The sequence below is a fragment of the Cryobacterium sp. Y62 genome, from assembly GCF_002929785.1.
Classification (GTDB): Bacteria; Actinomycetota; Actinomycetes; order Actinomycetales; family Microbacteriaceae; genus Cryobacterium.
The window spans coordinates 1-16,489 of the sequence record NZ_PJJK01000082.1 but is presented as its reverse complement, the minus strand read 5'-3'; the positions used below and the strand labels follow the sequence as shown (position 1 = coordinate 16,489).

At 65.4% G+C, this 16,489-nt stretch carries 10 protein-coding genes; 5 read left to right on the top strand and 5 right to left on the bottom strand.

The genetic code is table 11. The features are described from left to right. Nucleotide 1 precedes the first annotated feature (1 nt). The gene (gene moaA, locus CXY71_RS03690; RefSeq protein WP_104134340.1) at nt 2–1,120 is read left to right on the top strand and encodes a GTP 3',8-cyclase MoaA; all 1,119 of its coding nucleotides are present in this window, start codon (nt 2–4) and stop codon (nt 1,118–1,120) included. A 49-nt stretch (nt 1,121–1,169) separates the two neighbouring features. Next, nucleotides 1,170–2,021 (top strand): formate dehydrogenase accessory sulfurtransferase FdhD, encoded by an 852-nt coding sequence (gene fdhD / locus CXY71_RS03685; RefSeq protein ID WP_104134339.1) that lies wholly within the window; start codon nt 1,170–1,172, stop codon nt 2,019–2,021. A 6-nt stretch (nt 2,022–2,027) separates the two neighbouring features. On the opposite strand, the gene CXY71_RS03680 is transcribed toward fdhD, so the two are convergent. Next, nucleotides 2,028–4,328 carry an FdhF/YdeP family oxidoreductase gene (locus CXY71_RS03680; protein ID WP_104134338.1) on the bottom strand — a complete coding sequence of 767 codons (2,301 nt, stop codon included), beginning with the start codon at nt 4,326–4,328 and terminating at the stop codon, nt 2,028–2,030. Nucleotides 4,329–4,535: 207 nt separating this feature from the next. Here CXY71_RS03680 and CXY71_RS03675 point away from each other — a divergent pair, with 207 nt between their 5' ends. From CXY71_RS03675 to CXY71_RS03665, 3 genes are all read left to right on the top strand, one after another. After that, on the top strand, nt 4,536–5,930 hold the full coding sequence (locus tag CXY71_RS03675; protein WP_104134337.1) for an OFA family MFS transporter: 1,395 nt from the start codon (nt 4,536–4,538) through the stop codon (nt 5,928–5,930). 401 nt (nt 5,931–6,331) lie between these two features. Next, a complete protein-coding gene (locus CXY71_RS03670; protein ID WP_104134336.1) occupies nt 6,332–8,680 on the top strand; it encodes a glycosyltransferase in 2,349 nt (782 codons plus the stop codon). After that, nucleotides 8,677–10,026 carry a nucleotide disphospho-sugar-binding domain-containing protein gene (locus tag CXY71_RS03665; protein ID WP_104134335.1) on the top strand — a complete coding sequence of 450 codons (1,350 nt, stop codon included), beginning with the start codon at nt 8,677–8,679 and terminating at the stop codon, nt 10,024–10,026. The genes CXY71_RS03670 and CXY71_RS03665 overlap by 4 nt, the downstream gene beginning before the upstream one ends. Nucleotides 10,027–10,038: 12 nt before the next feature. Here the strand turns inward: CXY71_RS03665 and CXY71_RS03660 are convergent, their stop codons facing one another. From CXY71_RS03660 to CXY71_RS03640, 4 genes are all read right to left on the bottom strand, one after another. Further along, entirely contained in the window at nt 10,039–10,707 is a 669-nt protein-coding gene (locus CXY71_RS03660; RefSeq protein ID WP_104134334.1) for an NTP transferase domain-containing protein, read from the bottom strand. 129 nt (nt 10,708–10,836) lie between these two features. Beyond that, nucleotides 10,837–12,249, bottom strand: a complete 1,413-nt coding sequence (locus tag CXY71_RS03655; protein ID WP_233204364.1) for an amidohydrolase family protein — start codon at nt 12,247–12,249, stop codon at nt 10,837–10,839. Nucleotides 12,250–12,546: 297 nt separating this feature from the next. Continuing rightward, nucleotides 12,547–15,375, bottom strand: a complete 2,829-nt coding sequence (locus tag CXY71_RS03645; protein WP_104134333.1) for a molybdopterin-dependent oxidoreductase — start codon at nt 15,373–15,375, stop codon at nt 12,547–12,549. Further along, nucleotides 15,372–16,187, bottom strand: coding sequence for an FAD binding domain-containing protein (locus tag CXY71_RS03640; RefSeq protein ID WP_104134332.1), 816 nt, complete (start codon nt 16,185–16,187; stop codon nt 15,372–15,374). Before CXY71_RS03640 ends, CXY71_RS03645 begins: the two co-directional genes overlap by 4 nt. Nucleotides 16,188–16,489 lie beyond the last annotated feature (302 nt).

The window sequence follows — 16,489 nt, the reverse complement described above, 5'->3', positions numbered from 1 at the left end:
CATGACCGGCGCCGACCTTGCAGAACCAGCTCCGCGTTTCTATCGAGAGCGCGCGGACATTCCGGTGGACCTTGAAACGCCCACCGGCACCGTGACCGACCGGCTGAACCGGCCGCTGCATGATCTGCGCCTCAGCGTCACCGACCGCTGCAACTTTCGCTGCGTGTACTGCATGCCGAAGGAGATCTTCGGCCGGGACTTCGCGTTCATGGAACACGACGAGCTCCTCAGCTTCGAGGAACTCACCCGGCTCGCGCGCGTGGCCGTCGCCCATGGCGTTGAGAAGATTCGGCTGACCGGCGGTGAACCACTGCTGCGTAAGGGGCTTGAAGACCTCATTGCCCTGCTGGCCGAGCTGCGTACCCCCGACGGCCGTGAGATCGATATCGCGCTCACCACGAACGGGTCGGCGCTAGCCGTCAAGGCGCAGGCGCTCAAGGATGCCGGCCTGAAGCGAGTCACCGTGTCGCTCGACTCGCTCGACGACACCACGTTTCGCACCATGAACGACGTGAAGTTTCCCGTTGCAAAGGTACTGCACGGTATCGACGTGGCCGAAGCGGTCGGGCTCGGCCCGATCAAGGTCAACATGGTGGTGCAGCGCGGCAAGAACGACCAGGACATCGTTGCCATGGCCCGCCATTTCAAGGGCACCCCTTACATTTTGCGGTTTATCGAATTCATGGACGTCGGCACCAGCAACGGCTGGGAGATGGGCGCTGTCGTGCCGTCGAAGGATGTCATCGCGCGCATCCATGCCGAGTTGCCGCTCGAAGAGATCGCCCCGAACTACAGCGGCGAAACCTCAAGACGCTGGCGCTACCAGGACGGCGGCGGCGAAATCGGCGTCATCTCGAGCGTGACCCAGTCGTTCTGCCAGTCCTGCTCCCGCGCCCGCGTCTCCACCGACGGCAAACTGTTCACCTGCTTGTTTGCCACCGAGGGTCACGACCTGAGGGCTCTCATGCGCGGCGGCTGCTCCGACGCTGAACTCTCCACCGTCATGGCACACCTCTGGCGGGAGCGCACTGACCGCTATTCGCAGCTGCGGAGTGCGAAGACCAGTGAGCTGCGAGCGTCCGGTGCCAAGAAAATCGAAATGTCCTACATCGGCGGTTAATCGGCAGGGCTGGAGTGCGGTAAAGGCACCAGCGTGCCAGACTCTAAGAATGAACAGAATTACCGCTCGACGCAAAATCACCCGAATCACCGTTGGTGCCCATCCCCTGGCTGGCGAAGACCTGCTCGCCGTCGAGGAACCCCTGGAAATTCGAGTGAACGGCCGCCGCCTCGCCGTCACGATGCGTACCCCCGGCAATGACGTCGACCTTGCGGCTGGGTTTCTGGTCTCGGAGGGCGTCATCACCCAGGGCGACGATTTCAATTCGGCCCGCTACTGCGCCGGGGCCATCGACGGGGTCAACACCTATAACGTGCTCGATGTCACGCTGGGCGCGGGCGTCGCGCCACCGGCACCGAGCCTGGAGCGCTCCCTCATCACCAACAGCTCCTGTGGCTTATGCGGCAAGGAAAGCATCGATGCCGTGCGCACCAAGTCAGTCTTCGAGATAGCGGATGACGCGGTACAGGTGACTGCCGAATTGCTCACGACTTTTCCCGAAAAGCTGCGCGCCGGGCAGAACGTGTTCGAGAAAACTGGCGGCATCCACGCTGCCGGACTGTTCGATGCCGCCACCGGCGAACTCCTCGTGCTGCGCGAAGATGTCGGCCGACACAACGCCGTCGACAAGGTCATCGGCTGGGCGGTCAAAGAGAACAGGCTGCCGCTGACCGGTACGGTGCTCATGGTATCGAGCAGGGCGAGTTTCGAACTCACCCAGAAAGCCCTGATGGCGGGCATTCCGGTGCTCGCGGCAGTCTCGGCACCCTCGTCACTCGCCGCGGAGTTCGCCGCCGAGGTTGGCATGACCCTGGTCGGCTTTCTCCGCGGCAACTCTATGGTCGTCTACGCCGGCGGCGACCGGATCATCGACGCACAGCGTGACGTGCAGGCCGCCTAACCCCGGTTAGGCAGGGGCGCCGGCCGGAACGAAGCGCACGGTCATGGCCTTGTAACCGGGGGTGTTCGATTCGCGGGCTACGAGCTCGCGATGCATAAGCGCGTTCGCCTCCGGAAAATAAGCAGCCGCGCAGCCGCGCGGTGTCGGATAGACCACGAGGCGGAACGTGTCGGCTCGACGCTCAACGCCCTGGAACGTGCTGATTACGTCGACCATATCGCGGTCCGCGAAGCCCAGCTCGGTGACGTCGTCTTCGTGAATAAGGATGACGCGACGCCCGTTCTTGATGCCGCGGTAACGGTCGTCAAGCCCGTAGAACGTGGTGTTGTACTGGTCATGGCTGCGGATGGTCTGCAGTATCAAGTGACCCTCTGGCGCCGACAGATACTCGATCGGGCTCACCGTGAACCGGGCCAGACCAATATCGGTGGCAAAGCTGCGCGTATCACGCGGCGGGTTGGGCAGCACGAACCCATTCTTGGTCTTGAGCCGAACGTTGAAATCGACGAAGCCGGGGATGACGCGGGAGATGTGGTCACGAATGACGTCGTAATCTTCAGCCATTGCCTTCCAATCGACCGCGTGGTCGTCTCCAAGCGTGGCGTGGGCCATGCGGGCAATGATCACCGGTTCGGCGAGCAAATGCTCCGACACCGGATCGAGGCGTCCCTGAGTGGTGCGAACGACCGACATCGAGTCTTCCACCGAGAGCACCTGGCGGCCCGACGGATGCTTGTCATCGGTATCCGTTCGGCCGAGCGTCGGCAGAATGAGCGAGGTCAAACCGTGCATGACGTGCGAGCGATTGGGCTTGGTGGAGACGTGTACGGTGAGACCGACGCGCTGCATGGCCTTCTCGAGCAGGTCGGTATCGGAGCAAGCCAGGGCGAAGTTGCCGCCCATGGAGACGAACACGTCGACGCGGTCGTGCACGAAGGCATGCACAGTGTCGACGGAGTCGAGCCCATGCTCCCGCGGGGATACGATGCCGAACTCGGCGTCGAGGGCGGCGAGCATGGGCTCTTTCGGCTTTTCCCACACACCCATGGTGCGGTCGCCCTGCACGTTCGAGTGGCCGCGCACCGGGCACGCACCGGCGCCGGGCTTGCCGAAGTTGCCCTGCAGGAGCAGTAGGTTGATGATCTCCTTGAGGGTGTTCACCGAGTGCGGCTGCTGGGTCAGTCCCAGCGCCCAGCAGATGATGGTGGCCTTGCTCGCGATGAGCAGTTGCGCCACCGTCTCGATTGCGGCACGGTCCAGGCCGGTGGCGTTCTTTGTCTCGGTCCAGTCGATCACCGATCGGGCTGCTCGATAGGCCTCGATACCGTCGGTGTTCGCCGCGACGAACTCGTGGTCGATGACCGACCCCGGCACGCGGGCCTCCTCCTCGAGCAACAGATGACCGAGCGCCTGGAACAAGGCCAGGTCACCGCCGACCTTGATCTGCAGAAACTCATCTGCCAGGTTAGTTCCCTTGCCGACGACGCCCTTCGGAGTCTGCGGGTCCATGAAATTGAACAGTCCGGCTTCGGGCAGCGGGTTGACGGCCACAATCTTGCCGCCGTTGTCCTTGCATTCGGCCAAAGCCGATAGCATGCGCGGGTGGTTGGTGCCCGGGTTCTGGCCGACTACCAAAATGAGCTCGGCCTGGTGGATGTCTTCGAGCGAGACCGTACCCTTGCCGATGCCGATCGTGGGGTTCAGTGCTGAGCCGGAGGACTCGTGGCACATATTGGAGCAGTCGGGCAGGTTGTTAGTGCCGATAGACCGCGCGAACAATTGGTACATGAACGCTGACTCGTTGGCGGTGCGGCCGGACGTGTAGAAGACGGTGCGCTCGGGCACGGTCGCGCGAATCTGCTCACCGATGAGCTCGAAAGCATCATCCCAGGAGATCTGCGAGTAGTGCGTGTCACCCGGGCGAATGACGACGGGGTGCGTAATGCGGCCCTGGTTTCCGAGCCAATACTCGGTCTTGGTGGCGAGCTCGGCGATGGAATGCTCTGCCCAGAACTCGGGCGTCACCGTGCGTAGCGTGCTCTCCTCAGCGACGGCCTTCGCGCCGTTTTCGCAGAACTCTGCGGTCTTGCGATGTCCCTGGGATTCCGGCCACGCGCATCCGGGGCAGTCGGTGCCGTCGCGCTGATTGAGGCGCAGCAGCGACCGCGCGGTGCGAACGACACCAGCCTGGGCGATTCCCCGATCGAGCGCCACCACTACGGCTTGCACACCCGCCGCGTGGGTCTTGGGCGCGGTGACGACAAGATTATTTTCGTTGATGTCGTCGATGGGTGCTGAACGTGTCATGTACCCATCCTGCCTTGCCTCGAAAGAAAAATCCCCCGAATTATCAAATGGGCAAGATTTTGGAACAGAATGTGCTCGATGATTCGTCTAGGATTGCCTCCGCAGACCATTCAACCTATCCGTTTGCGGAGTACGTCCACGGCCATCGTGGACAGCCGAAACGCACAGCAGAGTCGCTATCGCCTTACCGGCAGCAAGGATATGTCCATGAGCTGGCTCGACCGAGACCGCACCATCGCCCCACCCGGATTCAACCGCTGGCTGATTCCGCCGGCCGCACTGGCCGTGCACCTCTGCATTGGCCAGGCCTACGCCACGAGTGTTTACAAGACGGCGCTCGTGGCGCACTTCGACGCCAGCCTGGTGCAGATCGGGGTGATCTTCTCAATCGCCATCGTGATGCTCGGCCTGTCGGCCGCCATCATGGGTACCTGGGTCGACACCCACGGACCGCGCAAGGCCATGTTCGTCGCGGCTCTGTTCTGGTCGGGCGGATTCCTCATCGGTTCGCTCGGAATCTTTTCGAACCAGCTGTGGCTGGTCTACGTCGGCTACGGCTTCATCGGCGGTATCGGGCTCGGCATCGGCTATATATCGCCCGTTTCGACGCTCATCAAGTGGTTTCCGGACCGCCCGGGCCTCGCCACCGGCATGGCCATCATGGGCTTTGGAGGAGGCGCCCTCATCGCCAGCCCGGTGTCGACGGTGCTACTCAGCTTCTATGACCCGAGCTCCGGGGCAGCGAACTGGGTGGCGAGCGGCGATTCCGTGGGCAAACTTTTTCTCACTCTCGCCGTGATCTATCTCGCGTACATGATGTTCGGCGCTTTCACGATCAAGGTTCCGGCTGCTGATTGGGTGCCGGCCGGATTCGATCCGTCGAAGGTGCGGGTCAAGGCCCTCGTCACGAGCAACCACGTTTCAGCCAGGAACGCCATTCGCACGCGTCAGTTCTGGCTCCTCTGGGTCGTCTTGTTTTGCAACGTCACGGCCGGTATCGGCATTCTCGAGCAGGCCGCACCGATGATCCAGGACTTCTTCCGGCAGAGCAGCGGCAACTCGTTGGTCTCGGCCGCCGTTGCCGGAGGCTTTGTGGGCCTGTTGTCGCTCGCTAACATGGGCGGACGATTCGCCTGGTCGGCTACGTCGGACAAGACCGGACGCAAGAATATCTACATGGTGTACCTCGGCGTTGGCACGGTGTTGTACTTGCTGCTGGCCCTCGTCGGGTCAAGCACAACGGCGCTCTACGTTGTACTGGCCTTCATTATCATTTCTTTTTACGGTGGCGGTTTCGCTACCGCTCCGGCCTACCTGCGGGATTTGTTCGGAACCTTTCAGGTGGGGGCCATCCATGGCCGCCTGCTGACGGCCTGGTCGGCGGCCGGCATTGCTGGCCCGCTCATTGTCAACTCGTTCCTCGATGCTCAGGGCGCTCCGGGTGAGTTGACGGCCGCGGCCTATCAGCCGGCCCTGCTCACCATGGTTGGGCTGCTCGTTGTTGGCTTTGTGGCGAATCTTTTCGTGCGACCGGTTCACACCGACTATCACGAACCCGAAAAGCCGCTCGTCGGTGCAACAGCTTGGAAGGCGCACGCATGAAGGTTCTAAAAGTCATCGTGGCTTGGGCGCTGGTAGGGATCCCGCTGGCGTTCGGCATTTCTCAGACACTCGCGAAGGTGACGGCCCTGTTCGGCTAAACCCGGCATCTGCAGATATAAACAGATAGAGCCACGCCCCCATTCACTGGGGCGTGGCTCTATTTTGCGTGTTGAACGCTCGGCACCGATCAGGGCAGTCTGTCAGCCCTGGTGCCCTCATTCATGCAATGATGGCGCATGGGGAATTCGCTAGCTAGGCTAGCTATACCTGATTCGTTTGCTTTCGTGTGCGGAATCCTCAACGTTTCTCGCACCGGAAGTTTTGAAATTCACCAATATTCACTCGTGGCAACCCCGAATCGCCACGATTGATTCGAGGAGTTTCACGAAAAGGAGCAGCCAATGGCTACGCACACCGCACTCGACGACCAACGATCCGCGGCAACGCTGCTCGAGGGAATTCGACGCGCCGACGACCTCACCGTGGCAGCCAGCCGCGATGGGGGCGCTCGGGCTGTGCGGCTGCTGGCCCAGGCCGCGACCGATTTGAGCGACCAGCTCACCGCTATCGCCGCCGTACACGCCCTCGCCCAGGTCTTCGATGACTCCGCCGATGAGGTACTGGTGGCCCTCCTGTACCACGACTGCGCTTTTCTGCGCGAGCATGCCGCCTGGGCCTTCGGTACCCGGTTACCGCGCTACGACGCGATCGCTGGCTTGGTAACCCTGGTTCGGCTGGGTGGCTTCTCCGGCATGCTCGCCCAGCGCACCCTGGAACAGTGGGGCTCTTCGGCTGCGGACCAGGTGGCCCTGCTGCTGGAGGGTTCGCTGCTCGGCATCTCCGAAACGGATGCCCGTGCCCGCCTTATCGAGACCATCGGCCTGATTCCTGGCCGCGTTCCCGAACGCCTGCTGCGTCGGGTGGCCACCGACAGCGCTGAGAGCCTAGGTGCTCGCGCAGCCGCCATTGCCGGCCTCGGCGACCGGTCGCCGAGCGAAGCCGTGCTCGCGTTGCTCAGCGCTCTCTCGGAAGACAATGCAGTTGCCGGTGATGGGATCGAACTCGCAGCCGTATCCCGGCTGGCACTGTTCGATCTCACGGCGACGGCCGCGCCGCGGCCAAAATGGAACCGGGGCGCCACGATCGCCCAGCTGTTCCTACACGCCGACATCGATGGTGAACTCTCCCAGGTGGGTGTCGGCGACAACGGCGGCATCGCGACCCTTCTGGTACGGCTCGGTGACGCCCTCGTTGCCGGGCCAGCCGGCCTGCCGGGCGGTAGAACCCAAAGCGCCGCGGCGGCCGCTCTCCGTGCGCCGTTCGTCGGCAGCCGTTTTTCCGCTGGCCGTGCGACAGAAAAAGACTCGGTAGAACGGGTCATCACCATGTCGCGCGGCACTTACGAGTCGGCGCTGGGCGGCCTGGCCGATGTCGGGAGCACCCGGCATGGACACTCCTTCGCAACGATTCCGTTCGTCGGCGGCGCGGTCCCGTCGATCGACGCGTGGCCTCGGCGGGTTGCCGCGCAGCGCGGCATTCGGCGTATCCTCCGCTCGGCTGGTGTGGTCGATGCGATTCACCTGCGCATGGCCGACGTCGGCAGCCTTGCCGCGGCCACAGTAGCGCGGGACCTGGACATTCCGGTCGTCTTCACCGTCGCGCCAGACCCGCACGGCGTGATCGAGTCTCTCGAAGCGAGTGGCGCGCTCACCCGGGCCAACTTTGGCACCGTCGATGCCGTCGAGCACTACTGGTTTCGCGCCCGCCTCGTGCAGCGGCTTGCCGCAGATGCCGCGCACACCGTGCTGTTTCCGCGACCGCGACTGCAGCAAGATATGGAACGTCTGACTGGCATCGACATTGACGCGCATCCGGAACGGCACTCGGTCATTCCCGAGGGAATCGACCTCGCGGTGATCGACCGCTCTCGCGCGGATGCGCTCGGGTCTCTCGGACTGACCGGCGAAAGTCTGCTGGTTTCTGCCGATGCCCATAGCCGAGCAGCGGCGGAGCCCGCAGCAATGGAGCCCGCAGCAGTGGCCTTTACCCAGCTCGACAACCTGCTCGGAACGCTGCCGACCGCTCGGCGAGGCCTGCCATTGCTGATCAGCGTCGGTCGGCTGCACCGCGTGAAGGGTATGGCCAGCCTGGTCGAGGCATGGAACGGTGATACTGAACTGCGAGCTCGCTGCAATCTGTTGATTGTGGGAGGCGACCTGGAGCATCCGTCGTTTGATGAAGACATCGAGTTGCAGCGCATGACCAACATCCTGCCCGGCGGCGTCCTGGCCGATTCCGCTGACCGAGGCCTGCTGCTGGCCGGTCATCGCCCCAATGACACCGTCGCTCGCTGGCTGGCCGCCGTGCGCTACGGCCGGCCGGGCCTGTCGGCACCGTTTGGGGTGTACGTCTGCGCGAGTATGAAAGAGGAGTTTGGAATCGCGCTACTCGAGGCGATGGCCACCGGACTCACGGTGGTCGCGCCGAATGGCGGCGGACCGGCCACGTACGTCGAGCACGGAGTGACGGGCATTCTCGTCGCTACCGGTGACGGTGCCGCCCTCGCTCGCTCGATTGCTGAGGCCGTGGACCTCGCTGGCGGAACGCAGGGTAGCGCCAATGCGGTACGGGCCCGCAGCATGGTCGCGAACAAGTTCACGATCGAAGCGATGGCGTCGGCACTCGGCGAGATTTACCGCGGCGTTGCCGTGGCGACCGAGCCGGCGGCCTGGGAACTGAGCGTTTCGTGACCCTGCTGATCATCAGCCCGGATTATGCCTCGCACCTGTACCCACTCGCGACGCTCGGCACCGCCTGGGCGCAAGCCGGCGAACGCGTCGTGGTCGCGAGCGGGCCGGCCACGGCCGACATCGTGACCGAGTTCGGGTTTGAACGTGAGCATCTTCAACTGGGCCGCGGTTCCAACCCCGGCACGATCCGCGTCGAACAGCAGCCCGCCGGCGAAGACGACGCCCTGCGGGGGTTCTTCGACGCGACCCGCCGTGGAATGGTCGACACTCTGCGATTTCAGGCCGCGGCTCGCAGTAGCGACCTGCTGTACAACCCGGTCGAGATTGCCCGCAGGGTGCAGCGCATCGTCGCGCGGGTGCAGCCAGATCAGGTCATCGTCGACCACCTGGCCTTCAGCGCCAGGCTGGGTTTGCTCAGTGCCGGCGTCGCGCACGCAGACGTCGTGCTGGGGCATCCGTCTGCACTGCCCGTGGGCGCGGAGGTCTACGGTTACCCGCCGGCCTGGCCCGCGGTGTTCTCGCCTGCCGCCTCAGAACTGGCCCTGCTCCAATTGCAGTGCGCGGCCGTGCGCGACACGTTCACAGCCCAGTGGAACGACGCCCTGCGTAAGCTCGACCCTCACGCCGAGCCGAGCCTGGACGCCTTCCAGGAATCGGGAGACGTGCTGTTGCTCAACTACCCGGCCGAATTACACGCGCCGGCGAGAACGAGCCAGCTGCCGCCCCACGTGTTTCTCGGCTCCGCCGTGCGATCCGAGTCCGTCGATCCCGAGGTCGAGGCCTGGCTGGCGGCGGATTCGCTGCCCGTGGTCTACGTCAGTTTCGGANCCGTGGTCTACGTCAGTTTCGGAAGTTTTCTCTCGGTGCGTGCTGACGTGCTCGCCCGCGTCGTCGCCGCCCTCGCCGGCCTTCCAGTGCGGGTCGCCATCGCCGCCGGGACGACCGACCCGACCGAGTTGGGGGCCGTGCCCGCCGCCTGGCTGGTGCGCGCGTTCCTGCCGCAGGTGCGCCTGCTGCAACAGTCCGTGCTTGCCGTCACCCACGGCGGCAACAATTCGGTCACCGAGGCGATGACAGCCGGAGTTCCGCTCGTCGTACTGCCGTTCTCGACCGACCAGTTCGCCGGCGCGGCCGCTCTCGATGCAGCGGGCTTTGGCACCTCCTTGCCGCCCAATACTGCCACGGTTCTGGATCTGCGGGCTGCCTGCGAGCGAATGCTGCGCCTTAGCGCTGACTCGAGCGCCGCCCCGCGCGCCCGCCTCGATACGCTCGCGCTGTCGTTGACCCGGCAATCCGGAGCCGAGCGGGCCTACGCGGCGCTCACTCGGGTGCCCGCCCGGGGCTAGGAGAGAAACCAGTCAGCTCGGCCGGTCGACGTCGACACCCGTTCCGAGGTCACCGCACTCGATATGCTCGACCGGGTGCGCACGCAGGTACGGGCGGGCACCGGTGTCGCCAGCGAGGGTATCGATAAGCGGCGTCCAGTGCTGTCGGCCGATCACAACGGGATGCCCCGGTTGGCGCGCAAAGCGCGCCTGGCGCAGAGTGTTGGCCGAGAGAACGGTCGCGCCCGGCGCCGCCGTGGTGCCGAAATTCGTGCTGATCATTCGCGCAACCGTAGCAGCGTTCAGATCGGGCACGTCCACCGGAATGACCGCGATGGCCGTGAGATCGGGCTGTTCGATGGCGCAGCGCAGACCGGCGCGCAGCGACGCGGAGAGCCCCTCAGCCCAGTCGGTGGCCTGCACGATACGAACGGATGCCGGCGGCCGGTCTTTGCCCCGAACTGGCGCACTGGTCGGGTCGTCATCACCAGCGTCAAGCAGAGCCGCCGCCTCGGCCCAGCGGGCGCCGAGCACGACGATAACGGGAGAGCATCCGGCTTCGGCTAGTACGTCGACAGCGTGTTGCAACCAGGAACGCCCGGCGCCATCGTGCACGAGCGCCTTGGGCATGCCATAGCGCGAACCGGCACCGGCGGCGAGCACCAGCCCAGCCACGCGGCTGGGCGACGGCGAAAGGTACATGCCTGCCATCGTAGGGTTTTGCGGCGACCTGTGCTGCAGTCAGCCGCACCACGGGTGAGCAGACCTGGCGAGCCCACGGCAGTAGGCCGGCGCACCCTGGGGTTGTCGGCCTGCGAAACCAAGCCCGGTCTAGTCCACGTTCACGCGGCGGCCACGAACGTAGACCCCGGTGATCGCGGGCTCGCGCAGGGCGAGCAGCAGCGCAAATAGGGTCTGCTCGGCGGCCAGCACTGCGTCGTCGGCGCGCACGGCGTTCGCCAGCACTAGTGCGAGCGGTTCCCAGCGGTCCGGGTCGATTAGCAGAACGTCCGCATCCTTGCCGAGGTCGAAATTGCCGAACCGGGCCTCCATATCGAGCGCGCGGGCCCCGGCGAGGGTTCCGGTGAACAGCAGCGCGGCCGGATCGAGTGCCAGGCCGGCATCTCCCGGCTCGGACAGGTGCGCCTTGTAGCAGTCGTTGAGCACCCGCGTGACGAGCCATTCGTCGCCGCCGCCGACATCCGTTCCAATCGCGACGTTCACCCCGAAACCGGTCGTACGCCGCCACGGCATGGTGCCCGACCCGAGGAACGCCTGCGAGGTCGGGCAGTGCGCGATCGACGTGCCGGTGTCGGCGAGGCGGGCGAGCTCCGAATCTTGGCAGTGCACGGCGTGGGCGAGGATGCTGCGGGGGCCGAGCAGCGACGAGCCACCGCGGGCCGAGCCTGGCAGGAAGCATCCGTCGTAGGTGTCGAGATAGGTCGTCGTGCCGAACACTGAGCGCACGACGTCGATTTCCCCGGAACCTGGCCGGTCGTTCTCGTTGAGGTGGCTATGAAAGTACACGCCGCGGCCCCGCACCGAGTCGTAAAGCTCGCCGAGCCCAGCGAGGGTTGTCGGCGTCACCGATAGGCTAAATCGGGGCACGATCGCGACCTGCAGCAGCGCGGTCTGCGCGTCGCCGGTGTCGACGGCGTGCCAGTGGTCGATCTCGGCCGCCGTGAGTTCAAGAGCTGCCTGCTCACTCGTGACCAGCGCTCGGGCGGAGTCGGTGCCGACGGTCTGAATGCCGCGCCCGCTCACCAGTCGCAGGCCGGCCGCCTGGGTTTCTTCGAACAGGGCGTTTTGCGCGGGCGCAAACGCCGAGCCGAACACGAGAGCGCTGGTCGTGCCGACGGATGCCCGACGCCGGGTGAAATCGCGCGCCACCTGTCGCGCAAACCCCGGGTCTTCCAGCCGAGCCTCGGCTGGGAACACGCACTCGTCGAGCCATTCGAGTAGTTGGCCGCCGCCGTAGGCATCCGTTGTGTAGGTCTGCGGAAAATGGATGTGGGTGTCGACGAAACCCGGCAAGATGAACCCGGTTTGGGTCACCGGCAGTGCGGCAAACGTGGCCGGCAGCTCGTTGAAGGGGCCGACCCAGGCGATCGTGCCATCGGCGGCCGTGACGAGGGCCCCGTCGGGCACCGAGACGAGGTGCGATCGGGCCTGCGCAACTGTGGGAGCGCCGGCTATGTGAAAAATGTGGCCGCGAAAGACCTCGGGCGAAATGGTTCTGTGCACAACAGCGGAGATTACCGTCTCCCCGCTGTGAACTCGGCGTTGTGGCGCCGTTCGGCCGGGAATCTGCCCAGTTCGGTACCGGAGCGCACCTAAACCAGCCCGGTGTAGGAGTCCCAGGCCGGTCGGCCGTGTGGTAGACCTCACCGTTGTTCTGTACGTTGAACGGCGACAGATCGTGCAGAAATCGGTGTTTGTTCGGTGCCGACAGCCGAATCTCGGTGATGAACGAAGACGCTTCGGGCAGCGCCTCGCCCTGCGATACAGCGTCACCCTGCGAGAACCGGGCGGCGCATCCGCTCAGCCGTGCAGCAGGCGCCAGATGCGGTCGCGGGACAGGGGCAGCTCCGTCGGACGGATGCCGATCGCATCGCGCACGGCGTTGGCTAGCGCCGGCGCGACCGGGTTGTAGGTTGACTCGCTCATCGACTTGGCGCCGTAGGGCCCGAGCACGTCGTGACTCTGCGCAAAGTAGACCTCGGTGACCGGTAGATCCGCGAGCTGGGGAACGTGGTAGTTGCGCAGTACCCGCGTGGTCACCGCTCCGGCGTCGTCGAGTACGACCTCCTCGAACAGGGCGGTGCCGAGCGCCTGCGCGACTCCACCCTCGATCTGCCCGCGACACTGCTCGGGGTTCATCACGAAGCCGGCATCGGCGGCCTGGATCGACTGCAGAATGCGCACCTCGCCGGTGTCGGTGTTCACGGCCACGCGAAACGCGTGCACGTTGAAGGCGAGGGAGCGCAGCGCCCCGTCTTCGCGCCGCACAGCGGTGAGATCGACGTCGTTGGCACCGGCCCAGCTGGCTAGTTCACTCAGGGTGACGAACGCGGCGCTCGCGCGCACCCCCTCCCGCTCGAGCTGCCAGGTCAGATCGGCAGCCCCGCTGTACGCTGCCGCTGCACCGACCAGGGACTCGGCCAGCGCGGTCGCCGCGGCGAGTACGGCCTTGCCGGCCACGACGACCCCGGCCGAACCGAACGCTCCGGAATCGTAACCGGCAGCATCCGTGTCGGAGTGCACCAGATCGATGCGGTCGACAGAAGTGTGCAGCGCCGTTGCGGCGATCTGCGCGTGCACGGTCGTGGTGCCGTTGCCGAATTCGGTCGTGCCGACCCGCACCAGGTAGCGTCCGTTCGCGAGAAGCTGAACGGATGCCTGGGAGCGGTGGCCGCGCGGCGGAGTGGTCGCGATCATCGACGATGCCATGCCGGAGCCGACTTTCCACTGGGCGCCGGAGGGTGCGACGGCCCGATTGCCGCGCTTGAGCGCCGCTTCGGCGAGGTCGAGGCACTGATCGAGGCCGTAGCTTCCGAAGATTAGGTCTGGCCCTTCCTCGTGCGTGGCGACGAGCGGGTCGCCGGGCTGCACCGAGTTCAGCCGGCGCAGTTCGAACGGGTCCACGGCCAGTTCCCGGGCCAGTTCGTCGAGCGCGCTTTCGATTGCGAAGATGATCTGGCCGAGGCCGTAGCCGCGGAAGGCGCCCGACGGCGGGTTATTCGTATAGACGCTCTGGGCATCCACTCTCTTGTTGGGCACGTTGTAGAGCGCGACGGACTCGCTCGTACCGTGGAACATCACGCCGGGGCCGTGGTTGCCGTAGGCGCCGGTGTCGGCGAGTACGCCCAGTTTCAGCGCGGTTAGGCGGCCATCGGCGGTGGCGCCGACGGTCACGTCGATAGTCATCGGGTGCCGGGTCGGGGTGATCGTGAGTTCGTCGGTGCGGGTGTATTCGTACTGTACCGGCTGGCCGGTAGTGAGCACGGCGAGGGTGACGAGGTCTTCGGTGAGCAGCTCTTGCTTGCCGCCGAAACCGCCGCCGACCCGGGCCGTGAACACGCGCAATCCGGCCGGGTCGAGGTCGAACAGTCGGCAGATCTCCTTCTGCACCAGGAACGGAACCTGCGAGCTCGTACGCAGCACCAGCCGGTCGCCGTCGATCCAGCCGATCGTGCCGTGGGTTTCGAGGTGGGTGTGCGAAATGCGCTGGGTCTGCCAGCTGCCGGAGATGAAGGTGGTCGCCTCGGCGAGTCCGGCTGTCACATTGCCGAATTCGCCGTGCAGTTCGGCGACGAGGTTGCGTCCGGGGTTCGCCAGGCGGGACACGACCGGGTCTTTGTCGCCGTGCACTTGTGGTGCACCCGGCATACCAGCCAGCCGAGGGTCGAACACGGCGCCCCGCAACTCATACTCGACGTCGATCAGCCGGCAGGCCGCCTCGGCGATCGCGACCGAGTCGGCGACAACGGCCGCGACCCGCTGCCCGCGAAAGCGCAGCGTCTGGTCGAAGACGAGGGTGTCGTCGGGGTCGTCGAACCGGCTCTCGTGCCGCGCGGTCGAAAATAGGGTCGTCGGCGAGTCGGCGTGGGTCAGCACCCGGTGCACCCCCGGCAGCGCGGCCGCCTTTGACGCATCAAGAGTGCGGATGCGCGCGTGCGCGTGTGGACTCCCCAACACCGCCAGGTGCAGCAGCCCGGCAACGGAAACGTCCAGGGTGTACGGCTCGAGCCCGCTGACCACGCGCTCACCGGCGGGGGCGCCGGGGGAGGTGCCGACGAGCCCGGCGGCCCGACCGGTCGCGCGTACCGGCCCAAGACTTGAGGCTTCGGCGTGCTCACGTGGCTGCCCCGCGTGGCAGACGCCTTCCGGCGGGGTGTGCTGGCCACCAATCGCGTCGTTGATCGAGCGATAACCGGTGCAGCGGCAGAGGTTTCCCTTAAGCAGACGGGGTAGGTCGTCGAGGTGGGCGTCGGCATCCGCTTCAAGGGCGGCGGCCGTGACGACCATGCCGGGCGTGCAGAAGCCGCATTGGAAGCCGGCGGAGTCGACGAAGCGTTGCTGAACGGGCGCGAGGTTGCCGGGCTGGCCGAGGCCGGCCGCGGTCGTGATCTGCTTTCCGGCGGCACGGTAAGCCGGAAAAATGCAGGAGTGCACGGGCGTGCCGTCGACCTGAACCGTGCAGGCGCCGCAGTCGCCGGTGTCGCAGCCCTTCTTCACCTCGAAGTGCTCGTGATCGCGCAGCACGGTGCGCAGGCACTGGCCGGGTCTGGGCGTCGCCTCAACCCGGGTGCCGTTGACCTCGAAAATGACGGTGTCGACGGCCTCGATTCTTGCCTGTTCCAACGTCATGAGCACCTTCCAGCGAGTTCCGCGCGAATCTCTTCTCCCAGCAGCAGACCCATCGCGCGTCGCCAGTCGGCGGCGCCGTGGGCGTCGGTGAACCAGCAGTCGATCGCGCCTATATCGTCGGCCAGAACGTCGGCGGTGGGCACTTGCGCATACCGCAACTGCACCGGATGCAGGGTCGCTGCCGTGACCGTGAGCACGAACAAGCCGTCGGCGTGCAGCCGCCCGGCGAGTACCGCGCCCGAGCGCCCGAGCGGTGACAGAGCAATCTTGCGATACGCCGTCGTGGCCTGCAGCGCGGCCAGCGGCACGTGAATGGAGCGCAGCACATCTTGCGGCCCGAGCACGTTGGTCATATTTCCGGTCACGAAGGACCGGGCTGAAACGATCTCATCGGTGCCGTCACCCCGCCAGATCAGCAGCTCGGCGTCGAGCGCGACGGCCAGGGTGATCATGGGCCCGGCCGGAAGCGCGGTAGCCAGATTGCCGCCGATCGTGGCAACATTCCAAACCTTAAACGAGCCGAACAGGGCCGTGCAGCACTGATAGAAAAGCGGATGCGCCGCCCAGCCCTTCTGCATCGGCAGCCGAGACAGCTCGGTGAAGGTGCAGGTCGCGGCAATCTCGAGGTAATCATTCGTGATCGTCAGCGCCGGCCATCCGAAGGTTTGCAGGTCGACCAGGCCGGTGAGGTGGGCGCGCGGGTCGGCGAACAGCTCGGATCCGCCGGCCAGCGGCACGACGGTCGGTCCGAGGGCGTCAAGATCGCTGCGCTGCAGAGCAGGGATGATTCGGGTTACAGTACTCAAGTCCATGGGGCTCCGTCGAGTGCCGGGAGGGGCCAAGCAGTGTCAGGCTGAGCGTGGCCGGGTCGAGCCGTGCGAGCGACCATGGGCGCACGGTAATGGGGGATGCACAGTAGCAAAGATGTACAGAAGTAAAGATGCACAGTAGTGAAGATGTACAGAAGAGGCTACCTCACCAACCATGCAGCAGAATAACGCGACGATGTCAGGCAGATTTCGGGCCGATCGAAGCGGAACTTGTCAAGGCGGATGAGACCAGTGGGAGTTTAGGCGGCTAGTTCGAGGCGGTCATTCTTGGTGGGTTTGTCGGC